This window comes from Phenylobacterium sp., assembly GCF_035539035.1.
Taxonomy (GTDB): domain Bacteria; phylum Pseudomonadota; class Alphaproteobacteria; order Caulobacterales; family Caulobacteraceae; genus Phenylobacterium.
Genome location: NZ_DATLJI010000016.1, coordinates 381,556 through 400,570 on the forward strand (window position 1 = coordinate 381,556; position 19,015 = coordinate 400,570).

A 19,015-nucleotide genomic window follows, 5' to 3' on the forward strand; every position below is an offset into this window, starting at 1 on the left:
CCCCTAGAAATCGAACGCCGGCGCCGCCACCCGTTCGCCCAGCATGAAGGCGTCGGCCACGTGCCGGAGCGGGGTGAGGTCCACATCGCTCCGCCCGGCCGCGATCAGGGCCGCGAAGTGGGCGTAGAGCGGCTCGTATTCCGCATGCGGCCGCCCCGCCCCGGGCACCACGGGCTGGACCTCGCCGTCGATCGCCATTTCGGTCCCGCCCTTCGACAGGGTCAGGCGCCCGCCGTCCGTCTCCACCTCGATGTCCCAGCGCTGGACGCCGGTATGCAGGAAGTCGAGCTCGGCGGCGATCGGGGCGCCCAGGACGTCCTGGAAGCTCAGCTCCGCGGCGATGGGACCCTGGCGGTTCGCCGGGAACGCCAGCCGGGCGGCGCGGAGGGCGAAGGGCTGCGGCAGGATGTGGGTGACGATGGAGAGCGCGTTGATGCCGGGATCGAAGACGCCCAGGCCGCCGGGCGCGAAGATCCAGTCCTGGCCTGGGTGCCAGACGCGCACGTCCTCCATCCAGGTGATCCGGGCGCCGCGCACCGCCCGGTCGCGCAGCCAGCTCCGCGCCGCCGGGACCGCGGGGGCGAAGCGCGAGTGCCAGCTCGCATAGAGCGTCACCTGCGCCGCCTCGGCCGCCGCGACCAGTTCATGGGCCTCGCTGAGCGTCGCCGTGGGCGGTTTCTCCAGCAGCACATGGACGCCGCGGGCCAGCGCCCGGCGCGCGTCGTCGGCGCGGCCCACCGGCGGCGTGCAGAGCGAGACGGCCTCCACCTCGGGCGCGGCGTCCAGCATTTCGGCGAGAGAGGTGAAGTTCCGCACGCCGTCCACCTGGGCGTGGCGGCTGGCGGCGGCCACCAGCTCGAAGTCGCCGCTGGCGGCGATCACCGGCAGGTGCTGGTCGCGGGCGATCTTGCCGACGCCGACAATTCCAAGCTTCACCGGCATGCGGACCTCAGGGACACCAGGGACGGGTCCCCCAACATCGCCTCATCGGGCAGCCGGTTCCAGCCGGCGCGGACTCAGGCGGCCGCCGGACGCGCCTCCGCCTCGCGAACCACGGCCAGCGTCCTGGGCAGGCTCTGCGGATTGACGCTCATGGAGTCGATGCCCAGCCCCGTGAGGAAGGCGGCGATCTCCGGATAGGTCGCCGGCGCCTCGCCGCAGATGCCCACGTGGCGGCCGTTGCGGTGCGCGCCGGCCACCGCCTGGCGCAGCATCTCCAGCACGCCCGGGTCGCGCTCGTCGAAGTCGAAGGCCACCGTCTCGGAGTCGCGGTCCACGCCCAGCACCAGCTGGGTCAGGTCGTTGGAGCCGATGGAGAAGCCGTCGAACAGCTTGGCGAAGGCGTCGATCTGGATGACGTTGTTGGGGATCTCGCACATCACATAGACCTCCAGCCCGTCCTGGCCGCGCTTCAGGCCGTTGGCGGCCATGGCGTCCAGCACGCGGGCGGCCTCCGCCGTGGTCCGGCAGAAGGGGACCATGACGCGGAGGTTCTTCAGCCCCAGGTCCTGGCGAACGCGCCTGAGCGCCTCGCACTCCAGGGCGAAGCCCTCGGCGTAGAGCGGATGGGCGTAGCGGGAGGCCCCGCGGAAGCCCAGCATCGGGTTTTCTTCCTTCGGCTCGAAGTCCGCGCCGCCCAGCAGCCTGGCGTACTCGTTGGTCTTGAAGTCCGACAGCCGGACGACCACCGGGCGTGGATGGAAGGCCGCGGCGATCACGCCCACGCCCTCCACCAGTCCCTGGATGAAGTACTCGCGGGCCGACGCGTGGCCCGCCGCCAGCCGGGCGATGGCCGTGCGGTCGCGGGTCGAGGTCACCCGCTCGGGATGGGCGGCCGCCATGGGGTGCAGCCGGATCCGCTCGCCGATGATGAACTCCAGCCGGGCCAGCCCCACGCCGGCGCTCGGCAGCTGGGCGGCGCGGAACGCCAGGTCCGGGTGCGCCAGGTTCAGCATCACCGAGGTGCGGGGCTGCTGCAGGTCGGCGGCCTTCAGCCGCTGGATCTCGAACGGCACGTCGCCCTGGTAGACCTTGCCCACTTCCCCCTCGGCGCAGGAGACGGTGACCCGCCCGCCCGCCGCCAGCCGGCGCGTGGCGTCGCCCGTGCCGACCACGGCCGGTATGCCCAGCTCGCGGGCCACGATGGCCGCGTGGCAGGTGCGCCCGCCCCGGTCGGTGACGACCGCACTGGCCTTCTTCAGCACCGGCTCCCAGTCCGGGCTGGTGGCGCTGGCGACCAGCACATCGCCGGGCTGGAAGGCCTTCAGCGCCGCCGCCGTGCGGACCACCCGCACCGGCCCGCCGGCGATCCGCTCGCCGACGGCCTTGCCCTCGACGAGCACAGCGCCGGAGCCGGTGAGCCGGAAGGTCTCGATCTCCTCGCCCCGCTGGGAGGCCACGGTCTCCGGCCGCGCCTGAACGATGTACAGCCGGCCATCGCCGGCGTCCTTGGCCCACTCGATGTCCATCGGCGTCGGCCGCCCGGCGCGCTTGGAGTAGTGGTCCTCGATCCGGATGGCGACCTCGGTCAGGTCCATGACCTCGGCGTCGGTCAGGCAGTAGCGTCCCCGCTCGGCCAGCGGCACGCGGACCGATCGCAGCGCCGGCCCGTGCGGCCCCGTGCGCCAGACGATCCGCGTCTGCTTGGCTCCGCGGCTGCGCTTCAGGACGGCGCGGAAGCCCTGCCGGAAGGTCGGCTTGTGGAGGTAGAACTCGTCGGGGTCCACGCGCCCCTGCACCACGTTCTCGCCCAGGCCGTAGGCGCCGGTGACGAACACCACGTCCGGGAAGCCGCTTTCGGTGTCGAGGGTGAAGATCACCCCGCTCGTGGCCTCGTCGGAGCGCACCATCTGCATCACGGCCACCGAGAGGGCGACCTTGAAGTGATCGAAGCCGTTGTTGATCCGGTAGACGATCGCCCGGTCGGTGAACAGCGAGGCGAAGCAGCGGCGGCAGGCCTCGATCAGCCCCGCCTCGTCGCGGATGTGCAGGAAGCTGTCGTGCTGGCCCGCGAAGCTGGCGGTGGGCAGGTCCTCGGCCGTGGCGGAACTCCGCACCGCCACGCTCAGCTCGCCGCCGCCGCACGCCTCGCGCAGCCGGCGGAAGGCCTCGGCGATCTGGGCGCAGAGCGCCGCGTCGGCGGTGGCCTCGTAGACGATCCTGCGGGCCGCCGCCGCGCGCCGGGCGAGGTCGTCCACGTCGTCGGGATCGAGGTCCGCCAGCCGCGCCTTCAGCTCGCCCCAGGCGCCGGCCCGGGTCAGCGCGTCGCGGTAGGCCTCGGCGGTGATCGCGAACCCCTGCGGCACGCTCACCCGCGCGCCGGCGAGCAGCCGGTGCAGCTCGCCCAGAGACGCGGTCTTGCCGCCCACCAGGGGGATATCGCTCAGGCTCAGGAGGTCGAAGGACCGGATGTAGTCGGGCGTGGTCATGACGCAGCTCCGCAGCTTCCGGCGGACCCTAGGCGCGGGGCGGCCGGCCGACCTTGAGGCGCGTCAAAGGCTCAGCGCGCCGGCTGGCGGACCTTCACCCTCGCCCCGTCGGCCACCTTGTCGGACGGAAAGACCACCACCCGGTCGCCTGCCCTCAAGCCGGCGCGGATCTCCGCCTCGTCGTCGGTGAGCGCCCCGACCGTCACCGGGACCAGCCGGACGCGCCCGTCGGCGACGCGGTAGACCGCCCAGCGGTCCTGCGCGCGCACAAGCGCCCCCAGCGGCGCCTTCAGCGCCTTCGGCTCGCGACGCAGGAAGACGCGGCCCCAGACGCGGTAGCCGGGCCCGAGCCGGGTCCACTTCTCCGGCGCGCCGGCGAACTGCAGCAGAACCAGCGCCCGCTGCTCCTCGACGCCGAGCGCCGAGACCTTGGTGAAGCCCTGCGGCTCCACCCGCCGCACGACGGCCGGGATCGTCCCCTCCCCGCCCCAGTCGTAGATCTCGGCGGCCATGCCCTCCCGGATGCGCACGGCGTCCTGCGACAGGAACTCGATGGCCGCCTCCAGCCCGTCCTGATCGCCGATCTCCACCAGGGGCGCGCCCATGGCCACGGTGCGCTCGCTCTCCTGCAGCACCCGGGTGACATAACCGGAGGCCGGCGCGGTGACCGCCACGGTCTCCGCCCCCTCCGCCTCCGGCCCCATCAGCGCCGAGCGCGCCGCGGCGAGCTCGGAGCGGCGCACGGCGAGCTGGGCGGCGGCGGCGCGCACGGCGGCGCGGGCGGCCCGGGCGCGGGCGTCGGCGGCGTCCAGCGTCTGGCGGGCGGCGAACCCCCGCTCCGACAGCTGCCGGATGCGGCGCAGTTCGATGTCCGCCTGGCGGGCGTCGGCGGCGAGCTGGTCCTGCTGGGCGGCCGCGGCGGCCACGGCGGCCTGGGCGGCGGCCACGGCGGCGTTGGCCTGGGCGCGGGAGCGGGGGTCGAGCAGGTCGGCGCTGGCCGGGCGGATCCGCGCCACCACGGTCGAGCCCGTCACCACCCGGTCGCCCACGTGCAGCCCGACGCGCTCCAGCCGCCCAGAGACCGGCGCGGCCACCACATAGGCCTCCCGCACCCGCGCGAACCCCTGGTCGGCGACGGTCTCGGCGATGGGGCCGACGGTGACCTGCGCGGCGTCCACCGGCACGGGACGCGGCGCCATGAGCAGCCCCACCGTCACGGCCACGGCCAGCACGGCCGCGCCGATCAGGATCCACCGGGCCCATTTGATCTTCGGCATTCCTAGTCCCTTGTCTTCAGGACGGCCACGAGGTCGAGGCGCCAGATGCGCGGCGCGACCATCGCCGCCGCCAGGCCGATGGCCGCCAGATAGGCGACCAGGGCCAGGCCATAGCTGTCTGGCGAGATCACCGCCGGCAGCCGCAGCTCGTCACGCGAATAGGCCGCCCCCATGCCCTCGGCCAGGGCCTGGCCGCCGACGATGCCGAGCGGGATGGAGACGAGCGTGATGACCGCCAGTTCGCCCAGCAGGATGTAGGCGCACTCCCAGTGGCCGAAGCCCAGCACGTGCAGGGTGGCGAGGTCGCGGGCCCTCTCGGAGAGCGCGATCCGGCTGGTGTTGTAGGCCACGCCGAACGCGATGGCGCCCGCGAACCCCACATAGAAGCTGATCATCACCCGGAAGGCCTCGGCCATGGCCTGCCGCCAGGCGGCCACGGTGTCGTCGCGCGACGACGAGCCGATGATCTGCGGCGTGCGCTCGATGGCCCGGTAGAAGGCCGGCCGGGCGTCGGCGGCGACCAGCAGCTGGGCGCCGCTCGCCACGTCGCCCTCGCGCATCATCCGGTTGAGCTCGCGGCGGTCCATGTAGACGGCGAAGCCGCTGTAGTCGCGGGCAAGCGCCGTGACCGGCAGGACCGCCGAGACGCCGGCCCCGTCGATCACCTCCACGTGGACGCGGTCGCCCGGCGCCAGCCGCAGCCGCGAGGCCAGCGCCTCGCTCATGACCAGGCCCCGCCCCTCGAACGGCACGACGCGGTCCTCGCCGTCCAGCGGCCGCTGCAGCCGCGCGCCCGGCTCCAGACCGATGATCCGCACCAGCTCCTCCCGACCGCCGGCCTGCAGCCGCACGCCCGCGGCGCGCACCGGCTCGGCGGCGATCACGCCCGGCAGCCGCGCGATGTCGGCCATGGCGCCCACGCTGCGCGCCTCGGCGAAGCCCACGGACTCGTTCCAGCGCTGGGTGCGGTAGTAGGCCTGGTCGATCACCGCATCGAGGCTGTCGAACATGAACTGCGTGCCGACCAGCAGCGACAGGCTGGCGGCGAGCCCGAGCGCGGCCAGGGCGGCCCGCACGGGGAAGCGCTCCAGGTTGCGCACGATCATCCGCGTTGCCTGGTCGACCCCGGAGCCGCGGACGATCCGGTCCAGCAGGCCGGCGCGATAGGAGGCCGGCCGCGGCGGCTGCATGGCCACGGCGGGGGACAGCGCCGCCGCCCGCCGCACGGCCGCGATGGAGCCCAGCATGGTCGCCGCCGCCGCCACGCCCGCCGCGCCGAGGAAGGCCGGCCAGTGGAAGGTCACCTCGAGCACGGGGAAGCGGAAGTACTGCCGGTACTGCTCGACGATCGCCGCGCCGAAGGCCGCCCCGCCCAGGCCGCCGCCGGCGGCCCCCAGCAGTCCGACCAGGGCCGCCAGCCGCAGGTATGGCCCCGCCGCGGCGCCGTTGCCGTAGCCGAACGCCTTGAAGAGCCCGATCTGCTCGCGCTCGGCGTCCACCAGGCGCGAGACCACCAGATGCACCAGGGCCGCGGCGATCAGCAGGAACACCGGCGGCAGGATCGAGGCCGAGGTGGAGAGCTCCTTCAGCTCGGCTTCCAGGAAGGCGTTGGAGGCCTGGTCCTCCCGGACGTAGGCGGCGCGCCCGCCATAGGGCGCGAGCAGCCGGTCGACGTCCTGCATCACCGCCCGCGGCGAGGCGCCCGGCGCGAGCTTCAGGGCCACGGTGTTGAAGGCGCCGCTCATCCCGGCCGCGCGCTCCACCGCCGGACGCGGCGCCCAGAACACCGCCTGGTGGGCGTCGTCCGGCATGAAGGACTCCGGCGCCGGCACGTAGACGTACTCCGGCGACAGGGCCCCGCCGACGATGGTGAAGGTGAACGCCCGCCCGCGGATCACCGCCGTGAGCCGGTCGCCGAGGTCGACGTTCGCGGCCTGCAGGAAGGTGTCGAGCGCCACCACCTCGTCGGTGCGCGTCGGGTCGGGCATCCGGCCGCGCTTGAGGACGATGCGGTTCAGCGCGTGGTCCTCGTCCTGCGGCAGGGAGATCAGCCGCGCCACGGCCGGGCGGGAGAGGCCCGGCACGTCCATCAGCCCGGCCTCCAGGATGCGGACGTCGACCGCGGTGACGCCGTCGATGTGGGCGAGCGTCCGGGCCCGGGACAGCGGCGCGCGCCTCGCCTGGGCGAAGACGTCGGCGAACCGGGTGTCCTCGTAGAAGGCGGCCCGCGCCTCGGAGAGCGCCCGCTGGGCGGAGAAGGCCATCACCGCCACCGACACGCCGCAGGCCACCAGGAGCGCGATGGCCAGCACCTGCCATTTCAGCCGCAGCAGGTCGCGCAGCAGCTTGCGGTCGAGCGGCGCGGGCCTCACCAGCTCATCTCCTTCGGCGCCAGCTTGCGCGGGTTGGCCTCCACCTCGGTGATCTGGCCGTCGCGGAAGCGGATCACCCGATCGGCCATGGCCGCGATGCCGGTGTTGTGGGAGACGATCATGGTCGTCGCGCCCACGTCGCGGGTGACTTCCGAGATCGCCTCCAGCACCTGCACGCCGCTGTCGCTGTCCAGCGAGCCGGTGGGCTCGTCGCAGAGCAGCAGCTCGGGCCGCTTGGCGATGGCGCGGGCCACCGCCACCCGCTGCTGCTGCCCGCCCGAGAGCTGGGCCGGAAAGTGGTCCATGCGGTCGGCAAGGCCGACCCGGGCCAGCGCCTCCTCCGGCGTCATCGGATCGCGGGCGATCTCGGTGATCAGCGCCACGTTCTCCCGCGCCGTCAGGCTGGGGACCAGGTTGAAGAACTGGAAGATGAAGCCCACCGAGGCGCGGCGGTAGCGGGTCAGCGCCGTGTCGCTCGCGCCGATCAACTCGAAGTCGTGGAAGCGCGCCGAGCCCGAGGTCGCCCGGTCGAGGCCGCCCAGGATGTTGAGCAGGGTCGACTTGCCCGAGCCGGAGGGCCCCAGCAGCACCAGCGTCTCGCCCGCGAAGATCTGCAGGTCCACCCCGCGCAGGGCGTGCACCTGGCCCGCCCCGGTCTCGTAGACCTTGCTGAGGCGGCTCACGTCGAAGGCGACGGTGGGCGGAGCGGCGGACATCTGCGCCTAAAGCCATGACACGGAAGCGGCCGCCCTGACACGCGTCAAAGCCCGACCACGGGGTCCCTCCGTACGACTACCTAGGGGTGCGCCCCAGGTTTCCAGCCGAGCTTCTCCGGCCATTAACTTCCGGGAAACCAGGGAGCCATCGCATGACCGTCCAGGAAAAGAGCGCGCCCGCCGCCCGCACCGCGCCCCCCGCGCCGACCTATTCGACCCTGCTGGTCCATGTGGAGCCCGGCCTCGGCGCCTCACGCCGGGTGGAGATCGCCGCCGGCCTGGCCCGCGCGTTCGACGCCCGCCTGATCGGCCTGGGCGCCGAGATGATCGAGCCGGTGACCATGGTGGATCCCTATTCCGGCCAGCTGATCGCCGAGATGTACCAGCAGCTCTCGCGCCAGGTCGCGGCCGACCTGAAGAACGCCGAGGCCGCCTTCCGCCGCGACGCGGCCGGCGCCGACGTGGAATGGCGCACGGTGTCCTCCACGCCGGTGAACGCCATCGCCCGCACCGCCCGGGCGGCCGACCTGATCGTCATGACCGCCACCGAGGCCAAGGGCAGCGACGTCTACCACGCCGCCCCGCCGGCCGAGGTCGTGCTGACCGCCGGCCGTCCGGTGCTGGTCGCGCCGGCCGGGGCCGGTCACCTGCAGGCCCGCAAGGTCGTGGTCGCGTGGAAGGAGACCCGCGAGGCCCGCCGCGCCGTCGCCGACGCCATGCCCTTCCTGGTCCGCGCGGAGGAAGTTGTGGTCCAGGCGGTCTGCGGCGAGGACGAGGTGGAGGCCGTCTAGGCCTGCGCCCTGGACGTCGCCGCCTGGCTGCGCCGCCACGGCGCCCCGGCGCGCGCCAATGTCACCACCGCGCCCGACGCCAGCGTCGTCGACGAGCTGAACGCCGAGGCCGAGGCGATCGGCGCCGACCTGATCGTCGCCGGCGCCTACGGCCACAGCCGCACGGTCGAATGGGCGCTCGGCGGCGCCACCTGGCGCCTGCTCCAGAATCCCCAGCGCTACCTCCTGCTCAGCCACTGAGCCGAGGTCCCGCCACGGGCGACGGCCGGTCCCTCCCCCCGGGGGCCGGCCGTCTTCATGTCCGGACACCGCCTTGACCCCCGTCAAGGCAGAGCTCCGCGGACGGCGCAGCATGGGTCCGTTGAGTTCGGGGAGGCCCGGGCCAGACCGGCCAGGCCGCCTTCCCGCTCCAGTCGATGGAAGGCTTCATGCAGATTCCCCTCCAGATCACCTTCGAAGGCGGCCTCACCGCGAGCGAGGCCTTGCAGCGGCGCATCGAGCGCGAGGCGGCCAAGCTCGAGCGCCTGAACGACCGCATCACCTCCTGCCGCGTGGCGGTCATCGGCCGGCCCGGCAAGCGCCGCCACGGCGACCTCTATGCGGTGCGCCTGCAGATCACGACGCCCAGCGAGGGCGAGGTGGTGGTCGACCGCAACCCGCCGGCCGACCACGCCCATGAGGACGCGTTCGTCACCGTCCGCGACGCCTTCGCCGCCGCCCGCCGCCGCCTGCTCGACCGCCGCCGGCGGGTGCAGGGCAAGGTGAAGGTCCACGAACCGCCGCCGCAGGGCCGGGTCGCCCGGCTGTTCCCCGACGAGGGCTACGGCTTCATCGAGGCGGCCGACGGCCGGGAGATCTACTTCCACCGCAACGCCGTGCTGAACGGCGGCTTCGCCCGGATGGAGCCCGGCGTCGAGGTGCGCTTCGCCGAGGCGGAGGGGGTGAAGGGTCCGCAAGCCTCGACCGTCCACGTCCACTAGGGCGGCCGCCACCCGCTCGGGAGGCCCTCGCGAGCGGGTGGCGTCGCGCGCCGCCGACGCCTAGAAGGCGGCGATGTTCCAGGATCTCACCCTCCTCGCCCTCGCGAGCATAGCCATCCTCGGCGGGGCGGCGGCGACGGACCGGCGCGCGGTGGAGGCGCTCAGCGCCCGCCTGCTCGCCAGCCACAGCGCCACCGCTGTGCTGCAGGAGATCTGCGACCGCCGCGCGCCCGGCGAGCGGGTCCGCGCCGAGCAGCTCCCCCCGGACGCCGCCGCGCCCGATTGGGTGCGCCAGGCCCTGGACGCCCCGGCCGATGCCATCCGCCACCGGCGCGTGCGGCTGATGTGCGGGCCCGAGGTGCTGTCCGTGGCGGACAACTGGTTCCTGCCCGGCCGCCTGACGGCGGAGATGAACGCCACCCTGGAAGGAACCCAGACCCCGTTCGGCGTGGCCGTCCGCTCCCTCGACTACCGCCGCCGAACGCTCTCGGTCCGTTATCTCGACGGCGGCTCGGGCGTCCTGGAGCACAAGGCGGTCCTGGTCGCCGACGACCGGCCGTTCAGCCTCGTGCTGGAGACTTACGCAGCCGCGGCGGTTCGCTGACCGGGCGGGCCCGGCGCCAGTTGACCTGCAGATTTCAACCGTACACGTCTCCCTTCAGGAGACCGAACGATGCGCCGCGTAGCCATGCTTCTTGTCCTCGCCACGGGTGCGCTGAGCGCGGGCCCGGCGCTGGCGGATCCCCATCCGGGGGAAACCCTGTTCACCCAGCGCTGCGGCGCCTGCCACGCCCTCGACGCGGCGCCGGGCAAGCTCGGGCCGCCGCTTCGCGGCGTCGCCGGTCGCAAGGCCGGCACGCTGCCCGGCTACGCCTACAGCCCGGCGATGAAGAAGGCGGCCTTCGTCTGGACGCCGGCCCAGCTCGACAGGTTCCTCAAGTCACCCGGCCAGACCGTGCCAGGAACCAAGATGATGATCGGCCTGCCCGACGCCCGGCAGCGCTCGGCCGTCGTGGCCTACCTCGCGTCGCAGAAGCGCCGCTGAGCCGGGATCAGCAAGGAGCGGTCTAGGCCCGCGATCCGCGTCTCGCCGATCAGGGCCATGGCCACCAGCATCTCGGCGCGGATCGTCGCCAGCATCTTCGCCACGCCGCGCTGTCCCTGCGCGGCCAGGGCGTAGGCCCAGGCCCGGCCCACCATCACCCCGTCGGCCCCCGACGCGATCGCCCGGATCACGTCGAGCCCCGAGCGCACGCCGGAATCCATCAGGACCGTGATCCGCCGCTCCACCGCGTCGGCCACCGCCGGCAGGGCCGAGATGCTGGAGGGCGCCCCGTCGAGCTGGCGCCCGCCGTGGTTGGAGACCACGATCCCCTCCACCCCGGCCGCCACGCAGGCCCGGGCGTCGTCGGGGTCGAGCACGCCCTTCAGGACCAGCCGGCCCTTCCAGAGCTCGCGCAGCCAGTCGATCTCCTTCCAGGTGACGCTCGGGTCGTAATTGGCCGCCACCCAGTCGAAGAAGCCGCCCAGCCCGGCGCCGGGCGGCATCACCCCCGCCACGTTGCCGAGCTGGTGCGGCCGGCCGAACAGGCCCACGTCCCAGGCCCAGCCCGGCCGCTGGGCCACCTGCCACATCCGCGACGCCAGCCCGCCCACGCCGCTGGCGCCCGCCAGGCCCGTGCGGATGTCGCGGTAGCGGGTGGAGCTGACCGGCAGGTCCACGGTGAGCAGCAGGGTGTCGATCCCCGCCGCCTCGGCCCGGGCCAGCAGGTCGCGCATGAAGCCGCGGTCGCGGATCATGTAGAGCTGGAACCAGAACGGCGCCTGCACCGCCGCCCGGACCTCCTCCAGCGAACAGCCGGCGACGGTGGACAGGCAGAACGGCGCCCCCGCCGCCTCCGCCGCCCGCGCCGCCTGCACCTCGCCGCGGCGGGCGTAGAGCCCGGCCAGGCCCACCGGCGCCAGCGCCACCGGCAGCGCCGCGCGCCGCCCGAACAGCTCGGTCGACAGGTCGATCTCGGCCACCTCGCGCAGCACCCGCTGGCGCACCGACAGCGTCTGCAGGTCCTCGACGTTGCGCTTCAGCGTCGTCTCGGCGAAGGCCCCGCCGTCGATGTACTCGAACAGGAACCGCGGCAGCCGCCGGCGCGCCAGGATCCTCAGGTCGCTGACGTCGGCCGCCCTCACCGCCGGGCTCCTAGCGGCTCGTCGCGGTGGCGATGCTGGCCGGGCGGGCGGCGAACTTCAGCGTCTCGGCCGGCTGCCGGGTCAGGGTCGTCCCGTCGAAACGGTAGGACTCGATCTCGCGCCCGCCGGCGCACTGCAGGAGGACCCGGCTGCGATCCTTCGTCCAGGCGGCGCCCTGGCACCAGCGGCCGGTCTTCGCCTCGGCCACCGGCGTGAGTTCGCCGCCCGCCACCCGGTAGACCTTCAGGAGGCCGAAGTCGTTGTAGCCCGGCGACCCTGGCGCCCCGCCCGAGCCGTTGGCCACGACCACAGCCAACACGCCGCCGTCGGCGCTCAGCGTCAGGTGCTCCGGCGTCTGGCCCACCTCGACGATGGTCGCCACCTGGTTGGTCGTCAGGTCGATGGCCGAGATCGTCCCCGGCCGCGGGCCCGCAGGCGTCGGCTGGCCCGGGGTCGGCCGGCGGCCGCCCAGGTTGGTGTTGTAGGCGAAGTCGCCCTTCGGGCTCACCACGATCCCGTAGGGCTGGACGCCGGGCTGCACGGCCACCTCGGTGCGCGTCACCTTCGTCCCGTCCACCGCCAGCCGCAGGATGCTCCCGGCCGTCTGCGTCACCACCAGCGCCCCCTTGCCGTCGGGGGTGAAGGCCACGTCGGTCGGCCGCGCCTGGTAGGGCAGCCGGACCTTCCCCGCCGGCGTCAGCCGCCGGCCGGAGATGCCGAACACCGACACCGAATCGTCGCCGGTGCTCACCACCAGCGCCAGGGTCCCGGCCCTGTTCACCGCCACGCCCGTGGCGCCGGCGCCGGCATGAAGGGTCTGCACGACCCTCGGCGCGGCGGGGTTCGACAGGTCCACCACCGTCAGCGTGTCGTCGAGCACCAGGGTCGCCGGGCCATTGGCGTCCAGGGTCTGGGCTGCGGTGACGAGGGCCAGCCGCGCGTCGGGCGTCACCGCCACGCTGGTCGGCGGCCCGATCATGCTGGTCGGCGCCGGCAGGCTCGCCAGCACCTTCGGCCCCGCCGCGGTCAGGTCGAGCACCGCCAGGGTGTCGGGCGTGCGGCCGGGCGGGTCGTCGCCGGGCCGCAGCTGCTTGCCGTCGTTCACCGAGACCGCGATCTCCGCCGCCGCCGCGCCGGCCAGGGCGAGCCCCGCCGCCACCGCCGCGAGGCCCACGCCCGCCCTGCCCATCCTGCCCATTCGCTCGAGCCTCCCCCGTCTCTTCGATCGAGCGCGGCTCGTGCGAGCCGGCCTTTCGCCGATCTCGGCCACGGTGGTGTTTCAGCAGTGTGGCAACGCACGCGTCCGCCTGCCGGCGGCGGAGGCCGGCCGGGCCGTTGCCACCCGGCCGCCCGGCGGCCAGGATGTGGCTCCAGACGGGGAGAGCGATGACCTCGGGTTTGCGGATCGGCCTGCCGTTCGCGGCGGCGCTGGCGGTGCTCGCCGCCGCGCCCCCGGGGCGCGCCATGGAGGCCCGCGCCGAGCCCTACGGCGTCGCCGCCGACGGCGCGCGCGTCGAGGCCTACACCCTCGTCAACGACCGCGGCATGAGCGTGCGCATCCTCAGCCACGGCGCGCGCATCGACGCCATCCGCACGCCCGACCGCCGGGGCCGCTTCGCCAATGTGGTGCTGGGCCTGCCCGATCTCGCCGCCTACGAGGCCAACGGCTCCTTCAACTGCGTCATCGGCCGCTACGCCAACCGGATATCGGGCGGCGGCTTCACCCTCGACGGGACGAGGTACGACCTGCCGTCCAACGCCCGGGGGATCAGCTCCCACGGCGGCCCCACGGGCTTCTGCACGCGCAACTGGACGGGCCGCGCCTTCCAGGCCCGCGGCAGGGCCGGCGTGGTCCTGACCTACCGCGCCGCCGACGGCGAGAACGGCTTCCCGGGCGCCCTGGACGTCGCCGTCACCTACACCCTCGACAACCACGGCGCCCTGCGGATCGATTACGCGGCGACGACGGACCGGCCCACGGTCGTGAACCTCACCAACCACGCCTACTTCAACCTCTCCGGGGACGCCGCGCGCGACGTCCTCGACCACCGGCTGACGGTGGCGTCCCAGAGCTACACGCCCGGCGACGAGCTGCTGGTGCCGACCGGCGAGGTCGCGCCCGTTGCCGGCGGCCCGCTCGACCTGCGCCGGCCGACGCGGATCGGCGACCGGGTCGGCAAGGGTCATCCTGAGATGCGGTTCAGCCGCGACGGCCTCGACCACAACTTCATGCTCAGGCCCGCCCGCCCCGGCCGCCCGGTCCTCGCCGCGAGGCTGGAGGACCCCGCGAGCGGGCGCGAGCTCGAGGTGCTGACCACCGAGCCCGGCGTCCAGGTCTACACCGCCAACCACTGGAACGGCGCCCTGCGCGCCGCCTCCGGGGTCCTTTTGCGCAAGCACCACGGCGTGGCCCTCGAGACCCAGCACGTCCCCGACAGCCCCAACAAGCCGCAGTTCCCCTCCACGGTCCTGCGGCCCGGCGAGACCTTCCGCTCGACGACGGTCTTCCGCTTCTCAGTCGCCCGCTAGGCCGGCTCGGCCTCCGGCGCGCCGCCGATCAGCCGGCCGCTGAAGCCGGCGATCTCGGCGTTGCGGCGGGAGAGCTCGCGCAGCGCCTCGGTGAGCGTCCGTTGGAACTGGCCGAGCTCCTCCAGCAGCTTGCCCAGGCCGTCCGCCGCCCCGGCCGCGGCGGCGCACTCCACCTCGCCCATGATCCGGGTGACCTCCAGGCTGGCCGCCAGCCGGCTCATCTGGGCGCAGTCGTCCCGGAAGGCCGCGACCCGCCGGTCGATCGCCGCCAGGCCGGCCTCCGCCTTCTGCGCGTAGGCCCGCTGCTGCCCGTCCAGCCGGGCGATCTCGGCGGCGGCGTCCACGCCGGAGGCGCCGACCTCCCGCCCGAACACCTCGGCCATCTCCTGCTGCACGTGGGCGGCGGCGAGCAGGAAGAGGCCGTCGGCCACCGCCCGGTTCACCTCCGCGGCCGAGGCGGCGAACCGCTCCACCGCCTGGGCGAACTCGGTGCTGATGGCGCTGTAGTTCACCGAGATGGCGCTGATCGCCGCGCCCGCGCGGCCCAGCTGGGCGGCCTGGATGCGGAGGTTGAGCGGCAGGTGGGTGTAGAGCCCGCAGGCCTCGGTCACCGTTCGCGTCGGCTCCAGGAGGGCGCCCGCCGCCTCCAGGATGCGGTCGAAGCCCTGCAGCGCCGCGTCGGCGGGCCGGGCGAGGCGCCGGCCCCGCTCGTGCAGCTCGGCGCTGAGGGCCGCGGCCTGGAAGGCGGGATAGTCGCGGAAGCCCAGCTCGCCCAGGCGCCCGAGCAACCGCCCGGCGCTCGCCTCGGGGGTCAGCGCCTCCGCCCGCTCGGCTTCGTCGCAGGCGCGGTAGAGGTCCTGGGCGGCCTCGAACATGGCCCCGCCCGGCCGCAGCCGCACCGACAGGAAGCCGTCCTCGATCGGGGTGACGATGGCGAACACCCAGTAGTAGCAGCCGTCCTTGGCCCGGTTCTTCACATAGGCGCCCACCGGCTCGCCCCGCCGGATGGTGTCCCACAGCAGCCAGAACACCGCCCGCGGCGTGTCCGGGTGGCGGATGATCTTGTGCGGCTTGCCGACCAGCTCGTCCCAGTCGTAGCGGCTCACCCGCTGGAACACCGCATTGCCGTGGCGGATCACCCCGTGCGGGTCGGTGCGCGAGAAGAACAGCTCGCGGTCCTCGAACGGCGACTCCTCGTTCCGGCACGACCGGCGGACGTCGCCGGACTGCGCCGGGGCGACGCCGCCGGCCTGAAAGTCTTCGTACATGGGCCCATCCCCGTGACGCCGCGGCGTGGAAAGCCGCGGCCGCACAGGAGGGCAGGCTGCGCCCGTCTCAGTTGATGACGATCAAGCGGCCTGCGGCGCGCGCTACCCAGAATGGGGCTGCCGCCGCGTCACCCGCTAGGCGGGTTCGGGAGTCCGCTGCGCCACGTACTGCTGCACGAAGTCCTGGTGGCTCGGCATCCGGTCGACCGCCCTGGCGATGTGGCCCTTCAGGTCCTCCAGCGCCTTCTTCAGCTGCGCCGGCGGCATCATCCGGCCCATGTAGTGGTAGCTCTTCGGCTCCACCCGCTGGCCGGTCATCACCTGCAGCCAGGAGGCGATCTGGAACAGCTCGCCGGGGATGGTGTAGATCTGGGCGGTCTCCCGGAAGAGCTCGATCCGCTCGGCCAGGCTGTCGGGAATCTCCATGGTCCGGCAGCGGTCCCAGTAGGGCGTGTCGTTCCGCTCGGTGAGCTTGTAGTGCATCACCACGAAGTCGCGGATGCGGACGATCTCCTGGTCGGCCAGGTGATTGAAGCGGTTGATCAGGCTCTCGTTGACTCCCCCGAACGGGAACAGCTGCAGCAGCCGCGTCACCCCGATCATGATCATGTGCAGCGAGGTCGATTCCAGCGGCTCGATGAAGCCGCTGGCGAGGCCCAGCGCGATGACGTTCTTGTCCCAGCTCTTCCGCCGCCGGCCGGGCCGGAAGCGGATCAGCCAGGGATCGGTCAGGTGCTCGCCCTTCAGCTGGCCGAGGAACAGGCTGTGGGCCTCGTCGTCCGACATGTGCTCCGAGGAATAGACCCAGCCGTTGCCCTCGCGGTTCTGCAGCGGGATGCCCCACTGCCAGCCGGCCTTGTGGGCGGTGGCGCGGGTCAGCGGCGCGGCGGGGCCCACGGCGGCGGTCTGCATGGCCACGGCGCGGTCGTTGGGCAGCCAGTGGCCCCAGTCCTCGAAGCCCGCCTTCAGGGTCTGCTCGATCAGGAGACCGCGGAAGCCGGTGCAGTCGATGAACAGGTCGCCCTCGACCCGCTCGCCGGACTCCATGACCAGGGCCTCCACGAAGCCGGTCTCCGGGTGCTGCTTCACCTCCTGGATCTTGCCCTCGATCCGCCGCACGCCCTGCCTGATGCAGCGCCCGCGCAGGTACTGGCCGAACTTCGTCGCATCCAGGTGGTAGGCGTAGTTCAGCGGGGCGTTCTCGCTGGTGAAGAACTTGCTCTCCGCGGAGGCCTTGTACTCCAGGCAGTAGTCGCCGAGCTCCCCGCCGAAGCCCTGGGCGCGGGCCTCCATCCACAGGTGGTGGAAGTGGGCCAGCAGGGTCGATTTGCCGACCTCGCCGAAGGAGTGGATGTAGCGGTCGCCGATCCGCGCCCAGTTGTCGAACAGGATGCCGATCTTGAAGGTGGCCTGGGTCTCGCGCATGAACTCGCGCTCGTCGAGGCCCAGCAGGTGGACGAAGGTCCGCGCCGTGGGGATCGTGGATTCCCCCACCCCCACCGTGCCGATGGCGTCGGATTCCACGAGCGTGATGTCCACCAGGGGGCCGAGCTGCGTGACCAGGGCCTGGGCGGTCATCCAGCCCGCCGAGCCGCCGCCGGCGATCACCACCTTCCTGACGACCTGTTGTTGCTGCATGGCGTTTCCCCTTACCCGGATGCCTATCTGTTGAGGCGGTTGAGCAGCTGGGCGCGCAATCGCCGCGCCTTCATCTCGTCCATCGGGCCGAGCGCGCCGCGCGCGGCCTCGGGCATGTGCGCCCCGGCCCGCTCGGCGGGACCGAAGACGTAGTAGTCGAACAGGGCCTTCCAGCCGCGCTTCTCGAATTCCGGCCGGTCGCGCAGGCTGAGCAGCCCGTGCAGCAGGGTGTTCATGGGCGTGTCCATGAAGCCCGGCGTGGCGTTCCACCAGTAGTTCACCAGCACGTTGAACGGCTCCAGCGCCTCCACCTGGTGCCACCAGAGCGCCGGGTAGACGAGCACGTCGCCGGGCTCCAGCTCGGCCACCTGCCCGGCCGCCTGGGCCTCGCGGAAGCGCGGGAAGCGGTCGTGGTCGGGGGCGTTCAGGTCCACGAGGCTGACCACTTGGCCGCCGGGCGTCGGCTCCAGCGGGCCGGGATAGAGGTTCTCCACCTGCTCGGGCGGGAACAGGGTGAAGCGCCGGCGGCCCACCAGGCAGCAGGCGATGTTGTTGGACATGTCGTAGTGGGTGGCCGCGGTCGTGCGGTTGCCGATCCAGATGCTGGCCAGCGGCGGCGCCTCGCCGAAGGTCTCCGGCGGCAGGCCGAGGTCGTTCTCCGCCCGGAAGCCCGGCAGGTAGGTGTCGAGGTCGGTGGAGCCGATATAGAGCGAGGGCCCCTCGGCCGCCTCCAGCCCCTCGGCGATCCGGTCCAGGAACTCGCCCAGCATCACCCGCTCGGAGCGGAAGTTCAGGCTGGTCAGGTCGGGGTTGTAGAAGAAGCGGCCACGGATCTGCGGCGGCCCCGTATAGCCCACCACGCGCTGGCCGCTGTCGAAGCCCTTCAGATAGGCCATGGCGCGCGCCGGCGCCTCCAGCCCCAGTTGCACCAGCGGCCAGTCGCGGGCCATGCCGCGGAAGATCATCGGCCGCTGGGCGTTGAGGATCTCGTCGAACGGGATGTCCGCCGGGGCGACGCCGCCGACCGCCTCGGTCCTGCGCGCGATGCCGCTCGGGGGGCCCGCCATCAGAGCGCCGCCAGCTTGCGGTTCTTGGCGTCGATCAGCCGGCTCATGTTGCCGAGCGAGGCGATCACCATGTAGGCGGCCCGCAGCACGCCCGCCTGGTTCAGCCGCTCGAGGTCGGAGGCCGGCAGCCCCGCCAGCCGGTCCTGGGAGATCGTGAAGAGGTCGGGCAGGACGTACTCCTCCCGATCGTTGAGCTTCACCTCCACCGAGATCGGCTCGATCAGCCCGGCCGCCTCCAGCGCCTCGTAGAAGGCCCGGCTGATCTCCAGCCCGTCGTAGATCACGCCCATCAGCCGGGCGACGTGCTGCAGGTAGGGCGCGTTGCCGCCGGCCGGCAGGAACAGGGGTTCGCCCTCCGTGCGGCTGACGCGGGGGTGGTCGAGGTCGATGTGGATCATCGGCTCCGCCCCGTCCCGCCCCTCCTGCAGGGCGATGGAGAACGGCCCGCGCTGCTGCACGGCCGGCACGTAGCGCGCCTGCCAGCCGCCATCGTCGAGGAACAGGTTCTCGTCCCGGTCGAGTCCCAGCAGCACCACGGCCTGGTATTCGCCGTTGGCGTCCCTGCGCAGGAAGATCGGGTACTCCCGCTGCGCCGCCTCCAGCTCGGTGGGCAGCACCAGCGCCTGATTGATCGCGTCGCCGAACTCCGGGCCGTGGCGGGTGATCACCCGCAGGTCGGCGTGCTCGACATTGTTCAAGAGGACCCTGTTGGTCATCAAAGCTCCCGGGCCGTCACGCGCCCGGCTCCCCCACACCCCGCGC

General features: G+C 73.2%; 16 protein-coding genes. 5 read left to right on the plus strand and 11 right to left on the minus strand.

The genetic code is table 11. The features are described from left to right. Window positions 1-3: 3 nt before the first annotated feature. From VM685_RS15820 to VM685_RS15840, 5 genes are all read right to left on the minus strand, one after another. On the minus strand, window positions 4-942 hold the full coding sequence (locus VM685_RS15820) for a Gfo/Idh/MocA family oxidoreductase (RefSeq protein ID WP_325461138.1): 939 nt from the start codon (window positions 940-942) through the stop codon (window positions 4-6). Between the two features lie 74 nt (window positions 943-1,016). Then, the gene (gene ppsA / locus VM685_RS15825; protein ID WP_325461139.1) at window positions 1,017-3,428 is read right to left on the minus strand and encodes a phosphoenolpyruvate synthase; all 2,412 of its coding nucleotides are present in this window, start codon (window positions 3,426-3,428) and stop codon (window positions 1,017-1,019) included. Window positions 3,429-3,499: 71 nt separating this feature from the next. Further along, window positions 3,500-4,705, minus strand: coding sequence for an efflux RND transporter periplasmic adaptor subunit (locus VM685_RS15830; RefSeq protein ID WP_325461140.1), 1,206 nt, complete (start codon window positions 4,703-4,705; stop codon window positions 3,500-3,502). A 2-nt stretch (window positions 4,706-4,707) separates the two neighbouring features. After that, window positions 4,708-7,077 (minus strand): ABC transporter permease, encoded by a 2,370-nt coding sequence (locus tag VM685_RS15835; RefSeq protein WP_325461141.1) that lies wholly within the window; start codon window positions 7,075-7,077, stop codon window positions 4,708-4,710. Continuing rightward, window positions 7,074-7,793: an ABC transporter ATP-binding protein gene (locus VM685_RS15840; RefSeq protein WP_325461142.1), complete on the minus strand. Its 720-nt coding sequence runs from the start codon at window positions 7,791-7,793 to the stop codon at window positions 7,074-7,076. Before VM685_RS15840 ends, VM685_RS15835 begins: the two co-directional genes overlap by 4 nt. 152 nt (window positions 7,794-7,945) lie before the next feature. On the opposite strand from VM685_RS15840, the gene VM685_RS15845 reads away from it, so the two are divergent. The 4 genes from VM685_RS15845 (at window position 7,946) to VM685_RS15860 (ending at window position 10,609) form a co-directional block, all read left to right on the plus strand. Then, on the plus strand, window positions 7,946-8,584 hold the full coding sequence (locus VM685_RS15845; RefSeq protein ID WP_325461143.1) for a universal stress protein: 639 nt from the start codon (window positions 7,946-7,948) through the stop codon (window positions 8,582-8,584). Window positions 8,585-9,012: 428 nt separating this feature from the next. Continuing rightward, window positions 9,013-9,564 (plus strand): HPF/RaiA family ribosome-associated protein, encoded by a 552-nt coding sequence (locus tag VM685_RS15850; protein ID WP_325461144.1) that lies wholly within the window; start codon window positions 9,013-9,015, stop codon window positions 9,562-9,564. Window positions 9,565-9,637: 73 nt separating this feature from the next. After that, complete coding sequence (locus VM685_RS15855; RefSeq protein ID WP_325461145.1) at window positions 9,638-10,168, plus strand: hypothetical protein; 531 nt, start codon at window positions 9,638-9,640, stop codon at window positions 10,166-10,168. A gap of 69 nt (window positions 10,169-10,237) precedes the next feature. After that, window positions 10,238-10,609 carry a c-type cytochrome gene (locus VM685_RS15860; protein WP_325461146.1) on the plus strand — a complete coding sequence of 124 codons (372 nt, stop codon included), beginning with the start codon at window positions 10,238-10,240 and terminating at the stop codon, window positions 10,607-10,609. Here VM685_RS15860 and VM685_RS15865 read toward each other — a convergent pair. Both VM685_RS15865 and VM685_RS15870 read right to left on the minus strand, forming a co-directional pair. Further along, window positions 10,582-11,751, minus strand: a complete 1,170-nt coding sequence (locus tag VM685_RS15865; protein ID WP_325461147.1) for an L-lactate dehydrogenase — start codon at window positions 11,749-11,751, stop codon at window positions 10,582-10,584. The two genes, VM685_RS15860 and VM685_RS15865, sit on opposite strands and share 28 nt — an antisense overlap. A gap of 10 nt (window positions 11,752-11,761) precedes the next feature. Continuing rightward, window positions 11,762-12,949 (minus strand): YncE family protein, encoded by a 1,188-nt coding sequence (locus tag VM685_RS15870; protein ID WP_325461148.1) that lies wholly within the window; start codon window positions 12,947-12,949, stop codon window positions 11,762-11,764. 188 nt (window positions 12,950-13,137) lie between these two features. Here VM685_RS15870 and VM685_RS15875 point away from each other — a divergent pair, with 188 nt between their 5' ends. Beyond that, window positions 13,138-14,280 (plus strand): aldose epimerase family protein, encoded by a 1,143-nt coding sequence (locus VM685_RS15875; RefSeq protein ID WP_325461149.1) that lies wholly within the window; start codon window positions 13,138-13,140, stop codon window positions 14,278-14,280. Here the strand turns inward: VM685_RS15875 and VM685_RS15880 are convergent. The 4 genes from VM685_RS15880 to VM685_RS15895 all read right to left on the minus strand — a co-directional run bounded on the left by VM685_RS15880 (window position 14,277) and on the right by VM685_RS15895 (window position 18,969). Continuing rightward, window positions 14,277-15,548, minus strand: a complete 1,272-nt coding sequence (locus tag VM685_RS15880) for a PAS domain-containing protein (protein WP_325461150.1) — start codon at window positions 15,546-15,548, stop codon at window positions 14,277-14,279. The two genes, VM685_RS15875 and VM685_RS15880, sit on opposite strands and share 4 nt — an antisense overlap. 135 nt (window positions 15,549-15,683) lie before the next feature. Further along, complete coding sequence (locus tag VM685_RS15885; protein WP_325461151.1) at window positions 15,684-17,186, minus strand: tryptophan halogenase family protein; 1,503 nt, start codon at window positions 17,184-17,186, stop codon at window positions 15,684-15,686. 23 nt (window positions 17,187-17,209) lie between these two features. Further along, entirely contained in the window at window positions 17,210-18,253 is a 1,044-nt protein-coding gene (locus tag VM685_RS15890) for a cupin-like domain-containing protein (protein WP_325461152.1), read from the minus strand. Then, window positions 18,253-18,969 (minus strand): SapC family protein, encoded by a 717-nt coding sequence (locus VM685_RS15895; protein WP_325461153.1) that lies wholly within the window; start codon window positions 18,967-18,969, stop codon window positions 18,253-18,255. The genes VM685_RS15890 and VM685_RS15895 overlap by 1 nt, the downstream gene beginning before the upstream one ends. Window positions 18,970-19,015 lie beyond the last annotated feature (46 nt).

Bases quoted from the DNA above. Each gene is read 5' to 3' on its own strand.
- VM685_RS15830 (WP_325461140.1), bottom strand. From the start codon at position 4,705: ATGCCGAAGATCAAATGGGCCCGGTGGATCCTGATCGGCGCGGCCGTG.
- VM685_RS15870 (WP_325461148.1), bottom strand. From the start codon at position 12,949: ATGGGCAGGATGGGCAGGGCGGGCGTGGGCCTCGCGGCGGTGGCGGCG.
- VM685_RS15885 (WP_325461151.1), bottom strand. From the start codon at position 17,186: ATGCAGCAACAACAGGTCGTCAGGAAGGTGGTGATCGCCGGCGGCGGC.
- VM685_RS15895 (WP_325461153.1), bottom strand. From the start codon at position 18,969: ATGACCAACAGGGTCCTCTTGAACAATGTCGAGCACGCCGACCTGCGG.
- VM685_RS15820 (WP_325461138.1), bottom strand. From the start codon at position 942: ATGCCGGTGAAGCTTGGAATTGTCGGCGTCGGCAAGATCGCCCGCGAC.
- VM685_RS15850 (WP_325461144.1), top strand. From the start codon at position 9,013: ATGCAGATTCCCCTCCAGATCACCTTCGAAGGCGGCCTCACCGCGAGC.
- VM685_RS15890 (WP_325461152.1), bottom strand. From the start codon at position 18,253: ATGGCGGGCCCCCCGAGCGGCATCGCGCGCAGGACCGAGGCGGTCGGC.
- VM685_RS15845 (WP_325461143.1), top strand. From the start codon at position 7,946: ATGACCGTCCAGGAAAAGAGCGCGCCCGCCGCCCGCACCGCGCCCCCC.
- VM685_RS15840 (WP_325461142.1), bottom strand. From the start codon at position 7,793: ATGTCCGCCGCTCCGCCCACCGTCGCCTTCGACGTGAGCCGCCTCAGC.
- VM685_RS15855 (WP_325461145.1), top strand. From the start codon at position 9,638: ATGTTCCAGGATCTCACCCTCCTCGCCCTCGCGAGCATAGCCATCCTC.
- VM685_RS15880 (WP_325461150.1), bottom strand. From the start codon at position 15,548: ATGTACGAAGACTTTCAGGCCGGCGGCGTCGCCCCGGCGCAGTCCGGC.
- VM685_RS15875 (WP_325461149.1), top strand. From the start codon at position 13,138: ATGACCTCGGGTTTGCGGATCGGCCTGCCGTTCGCGGCGGCGCTGGCG.
- VM685_RS15860 (WP_325461146.1), top strand. From the start codon at position 10,238: ATGCGCCGCGTAGCCATGCTTCTTGTCCTCGCCACGGGTGCGCTGAGC.
- ppsA (WP_325461139.1), bottom strand. From the start codon at position 3,428: ATGACCACGCCCGACTACATCCGGTCCTTCGACCTCCTGAGCCTGAGC.